The 20,942-nt window shown below is 72.4% G+C and carries 15 protein-coding genes; all 15 read left to right on the top strand.

Translation table 11 applies throughout. The features are described 5' to 3' along the window. Nucleotides 1-115 precede the first annotated feature (115 nt). The 15 genes from AB0B41_RS00440 (at nt 116) to AB0B41_RS00370 (ending at nt 20,934) form a co-directional block, all read left to right on the top strand. Nucleotides 116-1,471: an MFS transporter gene (locus AB0B41_RS00440; RefSeq protein ID WP_358197315.1), complete on the top strand. Its 1,356-nt coding sequence runs from the start codon at nt 116-118 to the stop codon at nt 1,469-1,471. Nucleotides 1,472-1,476: 5 nt separating this feature from the next. Beyond that, complete coding sequence (locus AB0B41_RS00435; RefSeq protein ID WP_358197314.1) at nt 1,477-2,817, top strand: MmgE/PrpD family protein; 1,341 nt, start codon at nt 1,477-1,479, stop codon at nt 2,815-2,817. A 160-nt stretch (nt 2,818-2,977) separates the two neighbouring features. Continuing rightward, nucleotides 2,978-5,083 carry a hydantoinase/oxoprolinase family protein gene (locus AB0B41_RS00430; RefSeq protein ID WP_358197312.1) on the top strand — a complete coding sequence of 702 codons (2,106 nt, stop codon included), beginning with the start codon at nt 2,978-2,980 and terminating at the stop codon, nt 5,081-5,083. Further along, the gene (locus AB0B41_RS00425; protein WP_358197311.1) at nt 5,080-7,116 is read left to right on the top strand and encodes a hydantoinase B/oxoprolinase family protein; all 2,037 of its coding nucleotides are present in this window, start codon (nt 5,080-5,082) and stop codon (nt 7,114-7,116) included. Before AB0B41_RS00430 ends, AB0B41_RS00425 begins: the two co-directional genes overlap by 4 nt. Further along, nucleotides 7,113-8,717, top strand: coding sequence for a class I adenylate-forming enzyme family protein (locus AB0B41_RS00420; protein WP_358197310.1), 1,605 nt, complete (start codon nt 7,113-7,115; stop codon nt 8,715-8,717). The genes AB0B41_RS00425 and AB0B41_RS00420 overlap by 4 nt, the downstream gene beginning before the upstream one ends. Further along, nucleotides 8,714-9,706 carry a cyclase family protein gene (locus AB0B41_RS00415; RefSeq protein ID WP_358197308.1) on the top strand — a complete coding sequence of 331 codons (993 nt, stop codon included), beginning with the start codon at nt 8,714-8,716 and terminating at the stop codon, nt 9,704-9,706. Before AB0B41_RS00420 ends, AB0B41_RS00415 begins: the two co-directional genes overlap by 4 nt. Before the next feature lie 26 nt (nt 9,707-9,732). Beyond that, nucleotides 9,733-10,914: a thiolase family protein gene (locus AB0B41_RS00410; protein ID WP_358197307.1), complete on the top strand. Its 1,182-nt coding sequence runs from the start codon at nt 9,733-9,735 to the stop codon at nt 10,912-10,914. Nucleotides 10,915-10,921: 7 nt separating this feature from the next. Next, complete coding sequence (locus AB0B41_RS00405; RefSeq protein WP_358197306.1) at nt 10,922-11,320, top strand: OB-fold domain-containing protein; 399 nt, start codon at nt 10,922-10,924, stop codon at nt 11,318-11,320. Further along, nucleotides 11,317-12,237, top strand: a complete 921-nt coding sequence (locus AB0B41_RS00400) for a TIGR03620 family F420-dependent LLM class oxidoreductase (RefSeq protein WP_358197305.1) — start codon at nt 11,317-11,319, stop codon at nt 12,235-12,237. Before AB0B41_RS00405 ends, AB0B41_RS00400 begins: the two co-directional genes overlap by 4 nt. Before the next feature lie 47 nt (nt 12,238-12,284). Next, complete coding sequence (locus AB0B41_RS00395; RefSeq protein ID WP_358197303.1) at nt 12,285-15,797, top strand: indolepyruvate ferredoxin oxidoreductase family protein; 3,513 nt, start codon at nt 12,285-12,287, stop codon at nt 15,795-15,797. Next, nucleotides 15,791-17,185, top strand: a complete 1,395-nt coding sequence (locus tag AB0B41_RS00390) for an FAD-linked oxidase C-terminal domain-containing protein (protein ID WP_358197302.1) — start codon at nt 15,791-15,793, stop codon at nt 17,183-17,185. Before AB0B41_RS00395 ends, AB0B41_RS00390 begins: the two co-directional genes overlap by 7 nt. Next, on the top strand, nt 17,167-18,192 hold the full coding sequence (locus AB0B41_RS00385; RefSeq protein WP_358197301.1) for a zinc-binding dehydrogenase: 1,026 nt from the start codon (nt 17,167-17,169) through the stop codon (nt 18,190-18,192). The genes AB0B41_RS00390 and AB0B41_RS00385 overlap by 19 nt, the downstream gene beginning before the upstream one ends. Further along, nucleotides 18,189-19,319, top strand: a complete 1,131-nt coding sequence (locus AB0B41_RS00380; RefSeq protein WP_358197299.1) for a thiolase family protein — start codon at nt 18,189-18,191, stop codon at nt 19,317-19,319. The genes AB0B41_RS00385 and AB0B41_RS00380 overlap by 4 nt, the downstream gene beginning before the upstream one ends. Then, entirely contained in the window at nt 19,316-19,726 is a 411-nt protein-coding gene (locus AB0B41_RS00375) for an OB-fold domain-containing protein (protein WP_358197298.1), read from the top strand. Before AB0B41_RS00380 ends, AB0B41_RS00375 begins: the two co-directional genes overlap by 4 nt. Beyond that, on the top strand, nt 19,723-20,934 hold the full coding sequence (locus AB0B41_RS00370) for a CoA transferase (RefSeq protein ID WP_358197297.1): 1,212 nt from the start codon (nt 19,723-19,725) through the stop codon (nt 20,932-20,934). Before AB0B41_RS00375 ends, AB0B41_RS00370 begins: the two co-directional genes overlap by 4 nt. Nucleotides 20,935-20,942 lie beyond the last annotated feature (8 nt).

Raw genomic sequence — 20,942 nt, 5'->3', positions numbered from 1 at the left:
CGGCGGAGTCCCTGCTCTGCCGAGTACACGTTGCTGAGTCGTCGATGGTCACGCCGCCAGGGACGGCGTCACCGCCTCCGCATCGTTCACGTCAACGCTGACTCAGGAGCCATCGGTGCCCTCCATCCCCTCTGGTCCTGCCGCCCCGCCGCCGGCTCTGATGCGGCGTGTCACCTTCGCCGCGGCCATCGGCAACACCATCGAGACCTACGACTACGCGGTCTACGGGTTCCTGACCGTCCTGCTCTCGAGGCTCTTCTTCCCGGGCAGCCAGCCCGGTGTCGCGCTGCTCTCCGCGTTCGCCGTGTTCGGAGTCGCGTTCGTCGTCCGGCCGCTCGGGTCGCTTCTGTTCGGCTCGATCGCCGACCGGGTGGGCCGGCGTCCCTCCCTGGTCGCCACACTCGTGTTGATGGCCGGGGCCACGACCGTCATCGGTCTGCTCCCCACGGCCGAGACCGTCGGGGTCTGGGCACCCGTCCTGTTGGTGGTCATGCGGCTGCTCCAAGGTCTGGCGGCCGGCGGTGAGTACGGCACTGCGATGACCTTCGCTGCCGAGTTCACCCCGCAGAACCGACGCGGCGCGATGACCAGCCGGGTGCAGATCGGCAGCATCGCGAGCCTGCTGCTGGCTGCCGGGGCCGTGCTGCTGCTGAGCGCGGTGCTCACTCCCGAGGCGATGGCTTCTTGGGGCTGGCGGGTTCCGTTCCTGCTGGCGCTGCCGCTGGGGCTGATCGGGTTCTACATCCGGGCGCGTCTCGAGGAGTCGCCCGAGTTCCGGACGCTGGAGCAGGCCGGTGAGGTGTCACAGTCCCCGGCCAAGGAGTCGTTCACCCGGTACGGGAAGCTGATCGTCCTGGTCTTCGGCGTCGCCGCGTTCCAGCAGATCGGCTACTACGTCGCGTTCACCTACGCCCAGTCCTACATCATTCAGCTGGGCTTCACCCAGGGGCAGGCCACCCTCGCCACGGTGGTGAGCATCGCCGTCGCGGTCGTGCTCGTCGCCGTCGGCGGGCCGTTGTCGGACCGGTGGGGTCGCTGGCCCATGCTGCTCGTGCTGTCTGCGGTGATGCTGGTGACCGCGTACCCCCTGTTCGCCGCGCTCTCCTCGGCGAAGAGCCTGCCGCTGGTGGTACTGGTGACCGTGGCCATGGGCATCGTCCCGGCCCTCTACACCTCGGTCGCCCCCGCCACCTATATCGAGGTCGCCCCGGCGAAGGTGCGGGCCACGGTCTTCGCGGTCGGCTTCGCGTTGGCGGCTGCGCTGCTCGGCGGCCCCGCGCTCTACATCAGCCAGTTCCTGGTCGAGGCCACCGGCGACAACCGGGCGCCGGCCTACTTCCTGATGTTCGGCGCTCTCCTCAGCCTGATCGCGGCCCTGTTCGTGCGGCGCCGCCGACCGCAGGGACTGGTCGTCGACCGGGGTGAGCCCGCGGGTGAGCCGCCGCTCGACCGTGAGCCGGAGGGTGTCTGACGACGATGTTCCTCGACGACCTTGCCGGGCAGCTCGTAGCCCTCGCCCCCGACTTGTCCGACACCCACCTCGATCGAGCCGGCATCTGTGTACTGGACGCGTTGGCCTGCGTCTACGGCGGCCGGGACATGCCGTGGGTCGCCCACGCGCGAGCAGTCGCGGACGCCGGCGGCGAGGGGGCGAGCGCGGTCTGGGCCAGCGGGGGAGTACGGCGCGGGACGGCGGATGCGGTGTTCGTCAACGCTGTCGGCTGCCATGCGCTGCTCTACGAAGACACGCACGCCGAGAGCCGGGTTCATCCCGGCACCGTGGTGGTCCCGGTCGCGCTCGGCGTCGGCGAGCTGGTCGGGGCCTCGGTGGTCGAGACGCTACGTGCCGTCGTGCTCGGCTACGAGGCGATAGCGCAGGTGGCGGCGACCTCTCTCACCGGGGACTTCGTCGACCGCGGCTGGCGCGCGAGCGGCGTGTTCGGGCCGTTCGGCGCGGCCGCGGCGGCGTCGTATCTCTTCGGCTCGGATCTGCCGACCACCGTGCACGCGCTCGGAATGGCGGCCAGTTCCGCAGCCGGCGTCTGTGAATGGGCCCGGGCCGGGACCACGGAGGTCTATTTCCAGAACGCCTCAGCTGCCCGGGCCGGCCTCACCGCCGTCCTGCTCGCCAGAGCAGGCGCGACCGGTGCAGAGAGTGCGATCGAGGGCCTCTTCGGACTGCGCCGCGCCTTCGGCGGCCTGTCAGACGGGCCCGTCGCCACGGTGAAGCCGGACATCCGGACCGACCGGCTCGCCGTCGACCGCACCTTCTTCAAAGCGCACCCCTCCTGCGCGCTGACCCAGGAGGCGATCGACGCCGCCCGCCAGTTGCACGACCAGGGCGTCGATCCCTCCATGGTCACGTCGATCACCATCCACACGTCCGCAGCCGCCGCGGACTATCCGGGCTGCGACAACCCGTCCTCCCTGGCCACGCCGATCACCCGCCAGATGAGCCTGCAGTTCGCCGTGGCGGCAGCCCTCGTCGACGGCAGGCTCGAGCCACGGCGCTACACGGGCCCCGCTGATCCTGTCCTCGCCGGTCTCGCGGCGCGCAGTGAGGTCATCGTGGACCCGGTCTACGACGAGGCCTTCCCCGACAGGCGGGACGCACGGGTCGAGCTCGTGCTGGCAGATGGAAGGAGCGCGGCGGCGACGAGCGCTGAGCGCGTCGACCTCGCCCCGGCCGAGGTAGTGAACAAGTTCCGCACCCACGCCGAACAGGAGCTGCACCAGCGGGTCGTCGACGACGTCCTGGACGCGTTCGTCCGGCCGGGCGAACGCGGGGTGCGCGACCTGGTCGCGACCCTGACCTAGGGGCGCAGTCCGCTACGAGCTGCCGCAAATATGATGTCGATTGACTCGACAGTGTGTCGTCTATATGGTTTACCGAACATCGGACAACTCGAGCACGAAGGCCCGTAGCGCCGCTCGATACCTGTCTGGCAAGGAAGGACCAACGACGTTGTATTCCTCAGTGACTTACCAGATCGGGTGCGACATCGGGGGGACGTTCACCGACGTCGCTGCGATCGCTTCGGACGGTCGCTCCTACTCCGAGAAGGCCGACACCACGCCGTCGGACCTCGCTGTCGGCCTGCTGCAGGGACTGGAGAACCTCGCCGACCGGATCGGCCGGCCCCTGGCCGACGTGCTCGCGGCGACGACCCGGTTCGTCAACGGCACCACGGTGGTGACCAACTCGATCGCCGAGCTGCGTGGCGCGACGGTGGGTCTGATCACGACCAAGGGCTTCGGGGACAACCTCCTGATCGCCCGTTCGGCCCGCAACGCCCATCGTGATCACCACAAGCAGCTGAGCCTGCCGCAGGTGGTGTCGCGCAAGCACGTCGTGGAGGTCACCGAGCGGGTCGACCGCAAGGGCAGGGCGATCGTTCCGCTCACCGAGGCGGAAGCGCGCCGCGCGGTCGAAGATCTGGTACATGCCGGCGTCGACTCGATCGCGGTGTCGCTGCTCTGGAGCTTCGCGAACCCGACCCACGAGGAGATGATCGCAGCGATCGTCGAGGCGGAGCACCCCGAGCTGTTCCTGTCCGTCTCGTCGCGGCTGCATCCGGTGATCCGCGAGTACGAGCGCACGATGACGACGGTCCTCAACTCCTTCACCGGTGTCCGGGTCGCCGAGTACACCGGCCGCATCGAGCAGGAGCTGACCGCGCGCGGGCTGCGCGTGCCGGTCGCGTTCATGCAGGGCTTCGGGGGCACGGTCTCGGCGGACGAGGCGCGGACCCGCCCGATCACCCTCGTCGACTCGGGCCCCGCGGGCGGGGTCATCGGGGCGCGCTCGCTCGCCACCCGGCTGGCTCTGTCCGACATCGTCACCGCGGACATGGGCGGTACCTCGTTCGACGTGTCGGTGCTGCAGAACGCCACACCGCAGGTGACTCAGCGGGTGATGCTGGGGGAGCGGTTCCTGACGGCGCTGCCCAAGATCGACGTGATGCCGATCGGCACCGGGGGCGGGAGCATCGCCTGGATCGACGCCCGAGGCGTCCCGCAGGCCGGCCCGCACAGTGCCGGAGCCGAGCCGGGCCCGATCTGCTACGGCAAGGGCGGGATCCGCCCCACGGTCACCGATGCGTCGGCGGCGCTGGGGCTGCTCGCGCCGCGAGCCTTCCTGGGTGGTCGCCGCGGACTCGACGTCGACGCGGCCCGAGAGGCCCTCGAACGCGAGATCGGCAAGCCCCTCGGGACGGACGCCGTCGGGGCCGCCACCGCGGTGCACAGGATGGTGATCGCGGACATGAGCAACGCCGTCCGGGCCGTCACCGTCGAACGCGGCCACGATCCACGACGATTCGCGATGGTGGCTTTCGGGGGTGCTCTGGGCACCTTCGCCGCCGACATCGCCCGCTCGGTGGGCATCCGGCGGGTCGTGATCCCCGCGGACGCCGCGGTCTTCTCAGCCCGGGGCCTGCTGGCCAGCGACGACGTCCGCAGCCGGGCGCGATCGGCGATGTGGCAGGCCGGCAGCGCCGACGACGTCGTGGCCGCCCTCCGGGAGCTGGACGAGGAGCTGGTCACCGCCCTACGCGCCGCCGGCCATCCCGAGGACCGGATCGACGTGGAGTGGCAGGGGGACTTCAAGTTCGCCGGCCAGCAGTGGGAGCTGCGGGTGCCGATCCCGCGCCGGCGGGACCCCGCGGACACCGGCCGCGTCTCCGCGGACCTCACCGACATCCAGGACCGGTTCGCCGACCTGTACGAGGCCGAGTACGGCGCGGGGACCGCCTGGGTAGGCAGCCCCGTGGTGCTCATGTCCGTCCGGGTCGTCGCTACTGGCCGGGTGCAGGCCGCGGAGATCGCGCCGCGCCCCGACGACGACAGCGTCCCGACCCCGGTAGGGGCCCGTCGCGTCCACCTCGGCGGCCAGGACACCGATATCGACGTTTACGACGCAATCACGCTTCCGGTGGGTGGTCGGCTCGCGGGCCCGGCCGTCCTCGAACACCCCCTGACCACCATCACCCTGCCCGCAGACTGGGAACTGCAGCTCGACGGGCACGGCAACTACCTGCTGACCGATGTCGGGACCGCACCCGCGAGCGAGGACGCCGCATGACCACCACCAGCACCATCGACCCTGTCGACGTCGAGATCCTGTCGAAGGCACTGGACAACCTCGCCGCCGAGATGGGCACGGTGATGATGCGGGCCTCCGGCAGCCCGGCCATCGCCGAGGCCTTCGACTTCTCGACCTTCATCGCCGACGCCGACGGCGACATCATCAGCTACGCGGGCTTCATCACCATGTACCTCGGCGCCGCCCGCCAGGCCGTCCGCCACATCCTCGCGACCTATCCCCGCGAACAGATCCGGCCCGGGGACATGTTCGTCTGCAACGACCCGTTCACCACCGGCAACGCACACGCGGTGGACGTCGGCGTGGTTCGGCCGATCTTCGCGGGCGACGAGCTCATGGCCTGGTGCTGGGCCGAGGCCCACGTCAACGACTTCGGCGGTTTCGCACCCGGCGGCATGAACCCGATCGGCACCGAGGCCTACGGCGAGGGCCTGCGCCTGCCGGGAATCAAGATCGTCGACCAGGGCCGCCCGGTCGAGGACGTCTGGCGGCTGATCGAGACCAACATCCGCGTCCCGGACCTGGTGCTCAACGACATCCGTTGCTTCATGGCCGCCTGCCACCGCTGCGACGAGCGGCTGCGAGGCCTGATCGACCGCTACGGCCTGGACACCTTCCGCTGCTACATCGAGGCTGCCAAGGACCTGGCGGAGCAGGCGGTCCGCCGCCGCATCGCGGACCTGCCCAACGGCACCTACACCGCCGAGGAGTTCGCCGAGCACAACGGGCACACCGACGCGCTGTACCCGGTGCGCTGCACACTGACGGTGTCCGACGATGCGCTGCGCTTCGACCTGAGGGAATCGGCGCCGCAGACCGACGGCTTCATCAACGTCAGCGCGGCGACCACCCTCGGTGCCGTCGTGTCGCCGCTGCTGATCACGCTGCTGCCCGACCTCCCGATCAACCAGGGCACCCTTCGCCCCATCGAGGTGGTCACCGCACCGGGCACCATATGCGACGCGCGCTTGCCCGCACCGATGGGCGCCGGCCACATCGAGACCGGTTTCCGGATCGGGAAGCTCGTGACCCGGCTGCTCGCCGACCTGCAGGCAGCCAGCGACAACGCGTTCGTGCGCGATCACGTGATGGCGCCCTGGCAGGACTCGTGGAGCGCCAGCTTCTTCTACGCCCCGGACGAGCAGGGCCGGCTGGTGCCCTTCCCCGACATGAACGGCGGTGGCAGCGGCGCCGGAGCCCAGGCGGTGGCCGACGGCATGGATGTCAGCGGCGTGCTCGCCCAGCCCCAGAACAGCATCCCGGACATCGAGGTCAACGAGCTCGCCTACCCGGTGCTCTACCTGTGGCGCCGTCTCAACCCCGACTCCGGCGGGCCGGGTCGCACCCGCGGTGGCACCGGTATCGATCTTGCCTTCCTGCCCTGGTACACCACGGGCGGCCAGGAAGCGGTCATGGCAGCCTGCTGGCAGGTCCCGCCCACCGGCGTCTTCGGCGGCTACCCGGGTTCGAGCAGCGGCGCCGCCCTCGTCAACGGGGCCCGGGCCGACGCCGCGCTCGACGCGGGCGTGATCCCCAGTTCTCTGGAGGAGCTCGCCGCCCCCGCCCGCCAACTGGAGGGCAAGCAGTTCGGGCTCCCGGTCGCTCCCGGTGATGTCGTCCACCTGCACGTGGGCGGCGGTGGAGGCTACGGAGACCCGCTGGAGCGCGATCCCGCGCGGGTCGCCGACGACGTCGCCACCGGCGCGGTCACCGTCGCAGCAGCCCGGACCTCGTACGGTGTCGTGCTCGACCCGACGGGCCGGCCCGACACCGCCGCGACCGAGGCCGAACGGGTCCACCAGCGGGCCGAGCGCCGAGGCTGGTCGCGGGAGGGCGAGCTGGCGGTCCACCGCAGTCCCGCGGCGTCGCGGCTGGCCGAGCGCGGTCAATGGTGCCACCACCGCGACGGTATCGAGCTCGTCGAGTACGCCGACCCGGCGACCGGAACCCTCGTCCGCGCGGACGTGGTCGTCACTCCCCAGCACATCGAGACGACAGGAGGACGGGCGTGAGCACCGCATCGGTCACCGCGGCAGGCATGGGCGTGCCCACCACTCCTCTCGACACCTTCCCGGCCGCGGTGGCCGACCTCGCTGCCCGCCACGGCGACCGTGAGGCGGTCGTCGCGCCCGAAGGACGCCTCACGTTCGCGGCGCTGGCTGCCCGGGTCGACGATCTCGCGGGTGCCCTCGCCGCGGCCGGGCTGCAGCCGGGCCAGCGGGTCGGCATCCTTCTCCCCAACGGGATCAGGTGGTTGGTCACCATGCTGGGCGCGCAGCGTGCCGGGCTCGTGGCAGTGCCGATCAACACCTGGTACCGCTCCAGCGAGCTCGCGCACCTTATCGACACGGCCGATCTGCGGGTCGTGGTGACCGATGCGGAGGTGTTCGGCAAGGACATGCTCGCCGAACTCGCCGCGGCCGGCCACGGCGAGACGTTCGACGCCGCCCGCGGCGGAGACTACCTGGGCGCGGTCCTCTGGCCTGCCGCCGAGCGGTTCCCGCCGGGCCTGGACCCGTCGTCGCCGCCCGCGTCGGTGGCCACCGCCGACGACGTGGCGATGATCCTCTACACCAGCGGAAGCACCGCGCTGCCCAAGCCGGTCCCGCTCGAGCACGGCAAGCTGCTGCGCAACGGTCGCGCCATGGGTGAGTGCATGCACCTGCGGCCGGGCGACCGATTGTGGTTCGCGATGCCGCTGTTCTTCGGTTACGGCGCGTGCAATGCGCTGCCCGTCTCGCTGGCCCACGCCACCACGCTGTGCATCCAGGAAAAGGTCGAGGGTGACGCGGCGCTGGAGTTCATCGAGCGGGAGCGGTGCACGGTGTCCTACGGGCTGGCGACGGCAGTACGAGCCCTGCTCGCGGCACCGAGCTTCGGCAGCCGCGACATCTCCTCGCTGCGCACCGGCCCGGTCGGGTTCAACGCCGAGGACAAGCGGTTGGCCATCGAAGGCCTCGGCATCAGCGAGGCGTGCAGCGCCTACGGGCTGACCGAGTCCTACGGCTTCGTCACGATGACCGACGCCCACGACCCCCTGGACGTGCGGCTGCACACCCAGGGCCGGGTCCTGCCCACCCAGCAGATCCGGATCGTCGACGCGTCGGGGGTGCAGTGCCCACCAGGCACCAGTGGCGAGATCGAGATCAGCGGCTGCGTGATCGACGGATACCTCGGTGGCGACACCATCAACGCCGGCACCCGCTCCGTGGACGGCTGGTTCCGCACCGGCGACCTGGGTCTCATCGACGTCGACGGCCGCCTGGTGTTCGGGGGCCGCTGGAAGGAGATGCTCAAGATCAAGGGCATCAACGTGGCCCCGGTCGAGGTCGAGGGCATCCTGTCCGAGCACGCCGAGGTCGACCAGGCCTACGTGATCGGCCTGACGACACCGGACGGCGACCAGGAGATGGCCTGCGTCGTGGTGCCGGACGGCACCGCGGAGGCGGGCCCCGACCTGCCGGAGCGGCTGACCAGCTACGTCCGCTCGCGGGCGGCGAGCTACAAGGTGCCCAGCCGCTTCGTCGTCCTCGACGCCGCCGCGGTCCCGCAGACCGACACCGGGAAGGTGTCCAAGCTCAGGCTGCGCGAGATGCTCGAGGACGCCGGATGAGCGGCCCGACGAGCACGGCCCCGGACACAACCGAGACCACCCGACGGACACCCGCCTTCGCCGACCTGCCGACGCTGCCCGACCGCGACGAGCACCACGCCTGGGACGTATGGGGCCGCGCGGACGAGATCGGCACCCTCAACCTGATCGGCCCCGAACAGCGCCTCGCCGCCGCGCATACCGTCCGCAGCGGCGAGATGGTCTCGCTCACCCTGCCGCTCGACGAGCCCGACCCGGGGTTGTTCGACGAGCGGAGCTGCTATCGCCACGTCGTCGAGGACACCGCAGCGGGACACGACGACCGGCTCGACGAGTTCTACCTGCAGGGTTCCTCGCAGTGGGACGGGCTGCGGCACATCAACGCGGGTCGGCACGGGTACTGGGGCGGCCGCACCGAGCACGACCTCGCCACCTCCGACGTCCTCGGCATCGACCGGTGGGCCGAGCACGGTGTCGGGGGCCGCGGCGTGCTGATCGACGTCGCCGACCATCTGGCTGCCCGCGGCACCCCACTCGCGCCCGACGAACCGGTCGAGATCACCACCGCGCTGCTCGACGAGGTCGCCGCGGCACAGGGGACCACGTTCGCCTCGGGCGACGTGTTGGTCGTGCGTACCGGCTGGACCGAGTGGTACCGGGCGCTGCCCGCCGAGCACCGCGCCCGACTGCGCGGCACCATCGGCTCGGGCTTCGCCTGCCCCGGGCTGGAGTCCACGAAGGACATGGCCGGTTATCTGTGGGACCACGAGTTCGCCGCGGTGGCGATGGACAACGTCGGCGTCGAGGTGTTCCCGGTGGACCGCGCCAAGGGCTTCCTGCACCGGCGGCTGATCGCGTTGCAGGGCATGCCGCTGGGCGAGCTGTGGCACCTTGCCGGCCTCGCGCAACGGTGCCGCGCACGGAGCAACCACGAGTTCCTACTGGTCTCCGGGGTGCTGCCGCTCCCACGCGGGGTCGGCAGCCCGGCCAACGCGCACGCCCTGCTCTGACCACCCTCGTTCGAAAGGAGCGCGCCATGCCGCTCGGACCGCTGCGGCAGGTCGCAGTCGTCGGTATCGGCCGGACCGAGGTCGCCCGGGTCTCCCGGCGCAGCGCCCTCGACTTCTCGGCGGAGGCGCTGCGGCTGGCACTCGACGACGCCGGGCTGCACCGCGACGACGTCGACGGGCTGTTCACCAACGTCGGGTTCCCCCTCGCCGTGGACTACGACCGGATGGCCGAGGCGTTCGGCCTGCGCCTGCGCGCGGCCCTGCAGACCTGGAGCCACGGCCGCTTCGTGGGGCCCGCGCTGCAGGCCGCGGTGCAGGCGGTCGCCCTGGGTACCGCCGAGGTCGCCGCATGCGTGGGCGGGGTGTCGTTCTCCGGCCTGGGCATCGTCGGGGGCCCCGGGGACGTGGAGGGCCTGCGGCAGGGCGGCGGCTCGCACGGCGAGTTCCCGCAGTACGGGATGACCGCCCCGGGCGGGGGCGCGGCAATGGCCTTCGCCAAGTACTGCGCCCGCTACCGTGCCGACCCCGAGCTGATCGCCGCTGTTCCGCTTGCCGCCCGCCGCCACGCCCGGCTCAACCCCGACGCCCAGATGATCACACCGCTCGAGCTCGAGGACTACCGGGCACAGCCCTACATCGTCGAGCCGCTGCGCCGCCCGGACTTCGCGTTGCTCAGCGACGGCGGCGGCGCGCTGCTCGTGACCACCGTGGAACGCGCGCGCGACCTGCGCCACCCGGCGGTGATCATCGGCGGAATGCAGGGCCTGCACGCCGGGCACGACGAGTTCATCTTCGCCCCACCCGGTCTCGGCGTCTTCTCCCAGGGCGACGCACGCCACCCGGTCACCCCCGCCGACAATCCCGTCTACGGCATGGCCGGACTCTCCGGGCCCAGCGACGTCGACGTGCTGACCCTCTACGACGCCTTCTCCCCGAACGTCGTGTTCGTGCTGGAGCGCTTCGGTTTCACGGGCGAGGGCGAGGCTCTGGACTGGATCCAGGGCGGGCGCATCGAGCTCGGTGGCGAGCTCCCGATCAACACCGCGGGCGGGCTGCTCGCCGAGGCCCACCTCTGCGGCTGGGGGCACATGGTCGAGGCGGTCCGCCAGATCCGTGGCGAAGCCGGGGAACGCCAGGTCGAGCGATGCGAGGTCGTCCAGTGGGCGACCCCCTTCGGCGATTCCGTGATCTTCGAGAAGGACCGGTGATCTCCTCGTGAGCAGCCCCCGACCCCTCCCCGTCCGCTATCCCGAGGACGTCGAGCATCTCGACGGCGCCGCCCGCGGAGAGCTGCGCATCCCGGCCTGCCGCACCTGCGGGCACAACTTCTGGCCGCCCGGACCGGTCTGCCCGCGAGACTTCGGGACCGACGTGGGCTGGGTGACCGATCCCGGCACCGGCCGGGTGAACTCCTGGGTGCGGTTCCACAAGTCGTACTTCGCCGGGGACGCCGTGCCCTACGTCGTCGTGCAGGTGCGGCTCGACAGCGGTCCGCGGCTGACGACGACCTGGAGCGGCGCCGACGACCCGGGGATCGGCGGCGCCGTAGCCGTGTCGTTCCGGGAGCTGGGAGACGGTGTCGCGCTGCCCGAGTTCGGGCCGGTGGCGTCGTGACGGCGGGGCGCGAGGTGGCCGCCCGGGTTGGCCCGTCCGGGGTGTGGCTCGCCGCGCTGGCAGAGCTCCCCGCGGCCGACGCCCTCGGCGTGGTGCGGGAGATCGAGAAGCTCGGCTACCGCAGCCTGTGGATCGGCGAATCCCCGGCGCACAAGGAGGTCTTCACCCACGCGGGCCTGCTGCTCGCGGGTACCGCCCGGATGGTCGTCGGCACCGGGATCGCGACGATCTGGGGCCGCGACGCCACAGCGACCGACGCGGCCGCCCAGACCCTCGGTGAGGCCTACCCAGGCAGGTTCGTCCTCGGCCTCGGAGCGAGCCACGCCGAGGCGGGGCGCGGTCAGGGCCATCACCGTCCGCTCACCGCGCTGCGGGAATACCTCGACGCCCTCGACACCCACCCCTACCGTGGACCCGTGCCCGGCGTGGCCGTTCCACGGGTGGTGGCCGCCCTGCGCCCGCGGATGCAGGAGCTCGCCCGCGACCGCGCAGACGGAGGACTGACCTTCTTCGCGCCGCCCTCGCACACCACCGCGATGCGTGACCGGATCGGCCCGGCGGCCTTCCTCGGGGTGGAGCAGGCCGTCGTGGTCGATCCCGATCCGGCCACCGCACGCGCGATCGCACGTGCGCACGTCGCCACCCGGCTGCGGCTGCGCAACTACGTCGCGCACCTGCATGCGCTCGGCTACCCGGAGGGCGATCTCGCCGGTCACGGGAGCGACCGCCTGGTCGACGACCTCGTCGCGTGGGGGGACGCGGAGGCCGTGGGCGCCCGTGTCCGCAAGCATCTCGCGGCCGGGGCCGACCACGTCGCCGTGCACCCGCTCACCGCCGCCGCGGACGTCTCGGAACGGATCCTCGACCAGCTCCGTCTGCTCGCGCCCGTACTGGTCGCGACCCCTGCGCGGACCTGAAGACCGCGTCGACCCCCCCGCGCCCCCGCGAACGAAGGAACCACCACGTGACCGACCGCGCCACGCTCGCGCGGGCCCTCGACGACCGCTACCGCGTCGTCGACGGGCTCGTCCACCTTACCGGCGTCCAGGCCCTCGCCCGGCTGCCGCTCGACGCCCGCCGCGCCGACCGCCGAGCCGGGCTGCACACCGCTGCCTTCGTCTCGGGGTACGAGGGATCGCCGCTGGGCGGGTACGACCTCGAGCTCGGCAGACAGGCCGCGCTGCTCGCCGAGCACGACGTCGTCTTCCGGCCCGGGGTGAACGAGGAGCTCGCCGCCACCGCGGTCCAGGGCGCTCAGCTCACCGCCCGCTCCGCCGACCGCCGCGTCGACGGCGTGACCGGCTACTGGTACGGCAAGTCACCGGGCCTGGACCGGGCCTCGGACGCGCTGCGCCACAACACGTTGATGGGCACCAGCCGTGCCGGCGGGGCGGTGGCGCTCGTCGGCGACGATCCTGCGGCGAAGTCGTCCACCGTGCCGGGCTGCTCGGAGCCGCTGCTCGCCGACCTCGGCATGCCGGTGCTCTACCCGGCCGATCCGCAGGAGGTGCTCGACCTCGGCCTGCACGCGGTCGCGCTGTCCCGGATCAGCGGGCTGTGGGTCGGGTTCAAGATCGCCACCAATGTCGCCGACGGGACCGGCACCGCCCAGGTGCACCCGGAGCGGATCGTGCCGACGCTCCCGGACACCGAGATCGACGGGCGGCCCTTCGCCCACGAGCTGACTGCCCGGATGCTGCAACCCGACCTCGGCCGCCTCGAGCGCAGCCGCGACGGCGCCCGCCTGGAGCTGGCCCGCCGCTACGCCGCCGCGAACCCGCTCAACCGCATTGTGCTCAGCGGTCCGGACGACCGAATCGGGATCGTCGCGGCCGGGAAGACCTTCCTCGACCTGCGCGAGGCGCTGCGCCTGCTCGGCCTCGACGACGCCGAGCTCGGCCGTCGCGGGGTGCGCCTGCTGCAGCTGGGTCTGGTCCATCCGCTGGAGCCGGGCATCGTGACACGGTTCGCCGCGGGCCTGCGTGAGATCGTCGTGGTGGAGGAGAAGCGATCCTTCGTCGAGGCCGCGCTCAAGGCGCAGCTCTACGGCACGTCGGCCGCCCCGGCCGTTCACGGCAAGCGCGGCCCGGACGGCACCGCACTGCTCCCGGCGGACGGCGAGCTCGATCCCGACGGCATTGCCGCGGCCCTGGCCCGCCGGCTGTCCGAGCACGGGGACTTCCCCTCCGTCGACGCGTGGGTCGAGGCCCGCCGTCTGCCGCGGAACCGCATCGACCTCCCGCTGGCCACCCGCACCCCGTACTTCTGTTCCGGGTGCCCGCACAACTCGTCGACCCGTACCCCGGACGGCTCGCTCGTCGGCGCCGGCATCGGCTGCCACAGCCTCGTGCTGATGATGGACACCGGCACTACGGGCGAGATCACCGGCCTGACCCAGATGGGCGGCGAGGGCGCCCAGTGGGTCGGGATGGCGCCGTTCCTGAACCGGAAGCACCTCCTGCAGAACATCGGCGACGGCACCTTCCACCACTCCGGCAGCCTCGCGGTCCGCGCCGCGGTCGCGGGCGGCGTGAACATCACCTACAAGCTGCTCTACAACTCCGCCGTCGCCATGACCGGCGGCCAGCAGCCCGCCGGTGTCATGACGATCCCGCAGATCACCCATGCGATGCGCAGCGAGGGCGTCCGCCGCATCATCATCACCACCGAGGACCCGCGACGGTACCGACGTGCCGGCCTGGCCCCTGGGGTGGAGGTCTGGTCCCGCGACCGGCTGACCGAGGCGCAGGACACGCTCGCCCGCACCGAGGGCGTCACCCTGCTGATCCACGACCAGGAGTGCGCCACGGAGCTGCGCCGCAAGCGCAAGCGAGGCCTCGCACCGGGGCCACCGCAGCGGATCGTGATCAACGAGCGGGTCTGCGAAGGGTGCGGGGACTGCGGGGCGAAGTCCAACTGTCTGTCCGTCCAGCCCGTCGCGACCGAGTTCGGCCGCAAGACCCGGATCGACCAGTCCTCCTGCAACAAGGACTTCTCCTGCCTCGACGGTGACTGCCCGTCCTTCCTGACCGTCCTGCCCGGCCGGGCCGTCGGCGCCGTGCGCCGGGCCGCGCCGATCGGCGCCGAGCTGTCCGAACCCGAGCCGGTCGTCACCGCGGACCGGTTCACCGCCCGGATCACCGGGGTCGGCGGCTCCGGGGTGGTCACCCTGTCGCAGATCCTCAGCACCGCGGCCACGATCGCCGGTCTGCCGGTGCGCGCCCTGGACCAGACCGGGCTGGCCCAGAAGGGCGGCGCGGTCGTCTCCGACGTCCGGGTCGGCGACACCGCCGCCAACAAGGCCACGGCGGGGACGTGCGACCTCTACCTCGGCGCCGACATCCTCGTCGCCGCAGACCCCCGTCAGCTTGCGGTGGCCGCCGCCGGTCGCAGCGTCGCCGTCGTCTCCACCGGCCAGGTGCCCACTGGCGCGATGGTCACCGACACCACCGTCGGGTTCCCCGACCCGGCCGAGCTGCTCGATCGCATCGGCGCGGCGACCGACCCCGCCAGGCTGCACGCACTCGACGCCCGCGCCCTCTCCGAGACCCTCTTCGGTCAGGACCAGTACGCGAACCTGCTGCTCACCGGCGTCGCCCTGCAGGCCGGCGCACTCCCGATCCCGGCGGCCGCCATCGAGGAGGCGATCGCCCTCAACGGCACGAAGGCCGACACCAACGTGCAGGCCTTCCGCCGCGGAAGGCAGTTCGTCGCCGACCGCGCCGGGTTCGACGCCACCATCCGGGTGCTGCGCGGTGAGCCCGAACCCCTGGCCGAGCCCCCCGTGGAGGTCCGGTCCCTGATCGAGCGCGTCGGCGCCGAGCCGGGCTCCGAGCTCGCCCGGCTGTTGGCGATCCGGGTCCCCGACCTCGTCGCCTACCAGGATCTGGCCTACGCCCGCCGCTATGTCGCCGACCTCGCTCGGCTGCGCCGCGCGGAGGCCGCCGCCGTGCCGGGCTCCTCGGAGCTCACCGAGGCCGCGGCCCACCACCTGCACAAGCTCATGGCCTACAAGGACGAGTACGAGGTGGCGCGGCTGTCCCTCGACCCGGCCCAGGAACGCGAGACCCGGGCCCGGTTCGGCGCGGACGCCCGGATCGCCTACCGGCTTCACCCACCGTTCCTGCGGGCGCTGGGGATGCGCCGCAAGCTCGAGCTCGGGCCCTGGTTCCGACCCGCGTTCCGGGCGCTCGTGGCTGCGCGGCGCCTGCGGGGGACCGTCCTCGACCCGTTCGGTGCCGCCACGGTCCGCCGGACCGAGCGCGCGCTGGTCACCGAGTACCGGGAGGTGCTCGACGAACTAGCCCGCTCGGTCCGCCCCGACAACCACGCGCTCGCCGTCGAGATCGTGAGCCTGCCGGACCTCGTCCGCGGCTACGAGGAGGTCAAGATGGGCAACGTCGTCCGCTACCGCACCGCGCTCGCAGATGCGCTCGCGCGCTTCCGCTCGGCCGCCCCGGTGGGGGAGCCGTGTTGACCGCCACGGTGGTCGAGGTCCTGCACCGGGTGCTGCCGGAGGACCGGATCCTCGACGACCTCGACGTGCTCGCCGCCTACCGGCACGACGAGGCGGCCTGGGCCGAGCACGGTCGCCCGGCCTGCGTGGTGCGCCCGCGCACCGCAGAGGAGGTACAGCAGGTGGTCCGCGCCTGCCTGCACCACGGCGCCCCGGTCGTCCCCCGCGGCGCCGGGACCGGGCTGTCCGGCGGCGCGAACGCCCTCGACGGCTGCGTGGTCCTGAGCACCGAGCAGATGACCACGATCCGCGAGATCGACGTCGCCGAGCGGCTCGCCGTCGTCGAGCCCGGGGTCGTCAACGACGACCTGCGCGCCGCCTGTGCGGAGCACGGCCTGTGGTACCCGCCGGACCCGGCGAGCGCGCCCTGGTCGACGATCGGCGGGAACGTCGCCACCAACGCCGGCGGGCTCTGCTGCGTGAAGTACGGCGTGACCCGGGACTACGTCCTGGGGCTGCAGGTCGTGACCGGGACCGGCGAGCTCGTCCGGATCGGGCGGCGGACCGCGAAGGGCGTCGCCGGCTACGACCTCACCGGTCTGATGGTCGGGTCGGAGGGCACGTTCGGGGTCATCACCGAGGTCACCGTCCGGCTGCGGCCCGCTCGCCCGCCGGAGCGCACCGTCGCCGGGTACTTCCCGGCCCTCACTGCGGCAGGGCGTGCCGTCGCCGGGGTCGCCGCGACCGGGTTGACCCCGTCGGCCCTGGAACTGATCGATCGCGCCACCCTCGTCGCGGTCGACGAGTGGAAGAACATGGGTCTGTCCGCCGAGGCCGACGCCGTGCTGCTCGCCCGCACGGACGCACCCGGGGAGGCGGGCGAGCAGGAGGCCGAGGCGCTGCTGCGCTGCTTCACCGACGCCGGCGCGACCTGGGCGGCCGCGTCCTCCGACGCAGCCGAGGCCGACGCCCTGTTCGCCGCCCGACGGCTGGCCTACCCGGCCCTCGAACGACTGGGGCCGCTGCTCACCGAGGACATCTGCGTCCCCCGCAGCGCAGTACCAGCCATGCTCGACCAGATCCAGATGATCGGGCGGCGACACACGGTCCAGATCGCCACCGTCGCCCACGCCGGAGACGGCAACCTGCACCCGGTGCTCGTGGTCCCGGCCGGCGACGAGGTGGCACGGGCCCGCGCAGAGATTGCGTTCGACGAAATCCTCGACGCCGCGCTCGTCCTCGGTGGCACGGTGACCGGCGAGCACGGCGTGGGCCTGCTCAAGCGAGCGGGGCTGCGAAGGGAACTGCCCGAGCCCGTCCTGGCGATGCACGCCGCGGTGAAACAGGCGCTGGACCCGCAGGGGATTCTCAACCCGGGCAAGGTGATCGCGTGCGCGCCGCCGTGCTGAGGCACACCGGGGGGCCGGACGTCGTGGGCGTCGAGGAGATCGCCCGCCCCCGCCCAGGACCCGGCGAGGTCCTCGTACGGGTCGCCGCCTGCGGGCTGTGCGGGCACGACCAGGCCGACCGGGCCGGGCTGCTCCGGATCCCCCTGCCCGCGGTGCTCGGCCACGAGATCGCCGGGTTCGTCGTGGAGACCGGCGAGGCGACGACCCGCTTCGCCCCCGGCGACCGGGTCGCCGGCAAGCAGTTCGCGACCTGCGGGCGGTGCGCCTGCTGCACCGGCGCCGACGAGCTGCGCTGCCCGGAGCGCGCCTTCACCTACGGCGGATTCGCCGAGTACGCCGCCCTGCGCGAGTCCAGCCTGCTGCCCGTGCCCGAGCACGTGGATCTCACCAGCGCCGCCGTCGTTGCGTGTGCGGTGGGGACCGGACTGCAGGCCCTGCGAGGTGCCGCCCGGCTCCGCGCAGGCGAAACCGTGCTGGTCACCGGTGCGGGCGGCGGCCTGGGCCTGCACGGGGTGCAGGTCGCGGCCGCGCTCGGCGCCCGGGTCGTGGCGCTCACCGGCGACCCCGGCAAGGCCGACCGGCTGCGCGACCTCGGCGCCGACGCCGTCGTGATCGGCGGGAGCATGGCGTGGCAATCCATTCTCGAGGCGACCGAAGGGCGCGGCGCCGACGTCGTGCTGGACAACACCGGACACCCGGACGTGTTCTCCCAGGCCTTCCGCGGCCTCGCTGACCGTGGCCGCTACGTCCTGACCGGCCAGGTCGCCTCGCAGCCGCTGCGGCTGCACCCGGCGTTCCTCTTCGCCAAGGACGCGACCCTCGCCGGCTCGGGCTCGACATTGATGTCGACGTTCGTCGACGCGCTGGGGATGGTCGCCGACGGGCGGATCATCCCGCTGGTCACCCGCTACCCCCTCGACGACATCGGGCGCGCCTTCACCGACCTCGACGAGCGCCGCGTCGTCGGCCGCGCCGTCCTGATCCCCACCACCGGAGGACCGTCATGACCGCCGCGCTGCGCGCCGCCGTCGTCGGCGTCGGCACCACCACCTTCGGCAGGCTGCCCGGTCTGTCCGCCGACGACCTCGGCGGCTGGGCGCTGCGCGAGGCCCTCGCCGACGCCGGCCTGACGGCGGCCGACGTCGACGGACTCATCACCAGCCGGGTGAGCAGCTACGAAGCGATCGCCGCCGATCACGGCATCCAGCCCCGCTGGGTCACCCATCTGCCCCCCGAGGGCCGGATGAGCGGGGTGGCCGTGCACACCGCCCTGGCCGCGCTGGCCACCGGGCAGTGCCGCACGGTGGCGCTGGTCTACGGCAACGACGGTGCCTCGGCCCGCGCCACCTACGGCGGCGCCGGCGAGGGATACGGCACCTCGGCGTCGCTGGTCCTGCCCTACGGGATGACCTCGCCCGGCGCGTTCTACGCGATGATGCTGCAACGCCACCGGGCGCGCTACGGCACCTCCGAGGAGCAGCTCGCCACGATCGCGATGACCTTCCGCGACCACGCCCGCCTCAACCCCAACGCCGTGATGCGCAAGCCGATCTCGCTGGAGGACTACCTCGCCTCGCCGTTCATCGTCGAGCCGATGCACCTGCTCGACTACTGTCTGATCAACGACGGCGGCGCGGCCATGATCCTCACCGTTCCCGAGGCAGCGGCGGATCACCCACGCCCTCCGGTCTACGTGCTGGGCGCGGCCCAGGCCGGGCAGCTCGTGGAGTCCGACTTCCCACCGGACGACTTCTGGGCGGACGCGCTGTCGACCGTGGGCTTGCGCGCCCTCGCCGCCGCGGGCCGCGACCGTGCCGACGTGGACGCCCTGATGATCTACGACAACTTCAGCCCCAACGTGCTGTTCACCCTGGAGGGGCTCGGCTACTGCCCGGTGGGGGAGTCAGGCCGGTTCATCCAGGGCGGCCGGATCGGCCTCGGCGGCGAGCTGCCGATCAACACCTCCGGCGGCCACCTCTCCGAGAGCTACATGCAGGGCTGGGGGCTGAGCGTCGAGGCCGTCCGCCAACTGCGCGGCGAGTGCGGCCCGCGGCAGGTCGAAGGGGCATCGCTTGTCCAGTGGTCCTGCTCGTCACCGGTCGTCACCTCGGTGATCTACGGAAAGGAGCTGTGAACTTCGTGCAGCCCGAGCCGACCACCGTCCGCCTCGAGCGCCACCTGGACGGGCTGCGGCGCGGCGAGTTGAGGATCACCCGCTGCTGCGCCTGCGGGCGGGCACAGTTCCCGCCCCGCTCGGTATGTCCCGGCTGCCACACAGCCGGGTCGTTCACGTGGGAGACCGCTTCCGGGCGAGCAACGATCTGGGCCTTCTGCGTCTTCCACAAGGCCTACCTGCCGCCGCCCGCCCCCCAGCCGCCCTACACGGTCGCCGTCGTCGAGCTAGCCGAGGGACCCCGGCTCGTCACCAACATCGTCGACGCCGACCCTGCCACGCTGCGCGTCGGCGAGGCCGTACTCCCCGTTCTCGGCCCCGGTGGCGCCGCCGAGGTCCGGTTCCGGCCCGAGCGGGGGACCCGATGACCCGCCCGCTGGCCGATCTGCACGTCGTCGAATGCGCGAGCTTCGTCGCCGGGCCGACCGGCGGCATGACCCTCGCCCAGCTGGGCGCGGACGTCGTTCGGATCGACCCGCTGCGCGGCGGCAGTGACCAGCATCGTTGGCCGGTCGCGCCGAGCGGGGCGAGCTACTACTGGGCTTCGCTGAACACCGGCAAACGGTCCGTCGCCGTCGACCTGCGCTCCGAAGAAGGACGGGAACTGGTGCTCGCCCTCATCGCCGCCCCCGGACCCGGCCGCGGCATCCTCGTCGACAACGTCGTCGGACGGCACTGGATGTCCCCGGATCGCCTGCGTGAGCGCCGTGCTGACCTGATCCACCTACGCCTACAGGGGCATCCCGATGGACGCCCCGCGGTCGACTACACCGTCAACGCCGAGGTCGGCGTCCCGTCGATCACCGGGCCCGAGGGCCTCGCGACGCCGGTCAACCACGTGTTCCCTGCGTGGGACCTGGCCGCCGGGATGGCGGTCGCCGCGGGGGTGCTCGCCGCACTGCACGAGCGCGAGCGGACCGGCCTGGGCCGCTTTCTCGAACTCGCGCTCGCCGACGTCGCGCTCGCCGGCGTTGCCAATCTCGGTTGGCTGTCCGAGGCCGCCGACCGCGGCCGCGAACGACCCCGCCACGGCAACCACGTCTACGGCAGCTTCGGCGTCGACGTGGAGTGCCGCGACGGGTCGCGGGTCATGGTCGTCGCGCTCACCGAGGGCCAGTGGGCGGCACTTCAGCAGGTCACCGGCACAGGTGAGGTGTTCGGTGCGCTCGCCGAGGCGCTCGGCGCGGACCTGGACGACGAGGCCGAGCGCTACCGGCTGCGGGAGACGATCGCCGCGATCATCCGCCCCTGGTTCGCGGCGCGCGACGTCGAACAGGTGGGCAAGGAGCTCGACGCCGCACGGGTGCTGTGGGGCCGCTACCGGGGCATGCCGGAGGTCGTGGCCGCCCACCGTGCCGGGCGTCACCCGGTGCTGGCCGACATCGCACTGCCGACGGGTGAGCCCGCGCTCACCGCCCGGTCCCCGCTGCGGTTGGACGGTGACCACGGACCGGCGGGCCGCGTCCCCGAGCTGGGGCGGGACACCGCCGAGGTCCTCACCGAGGTCCTCGGGCTCACCTCCGCCGAGATCGGCGGTCTGCACCAGCGACAGGTCATCGGGCCGCCGGCCGACTAACACCAGAC

It is taken from the genome of Pseudonocardia sp. NPDC049154, from assembly GCF_040648315.1.
In the GTDB taxonomy this organism is placed as follows: Bacteria; Actinomycetota; Actinomycetes; order Mycobacteriales; family Pseudonocardiaceae; genus Pseudonocardia.
Note: the sequence above shows the minus strand (reverse complement) of the source record. Positions and strands in the feature narration are given on the sequence as shown.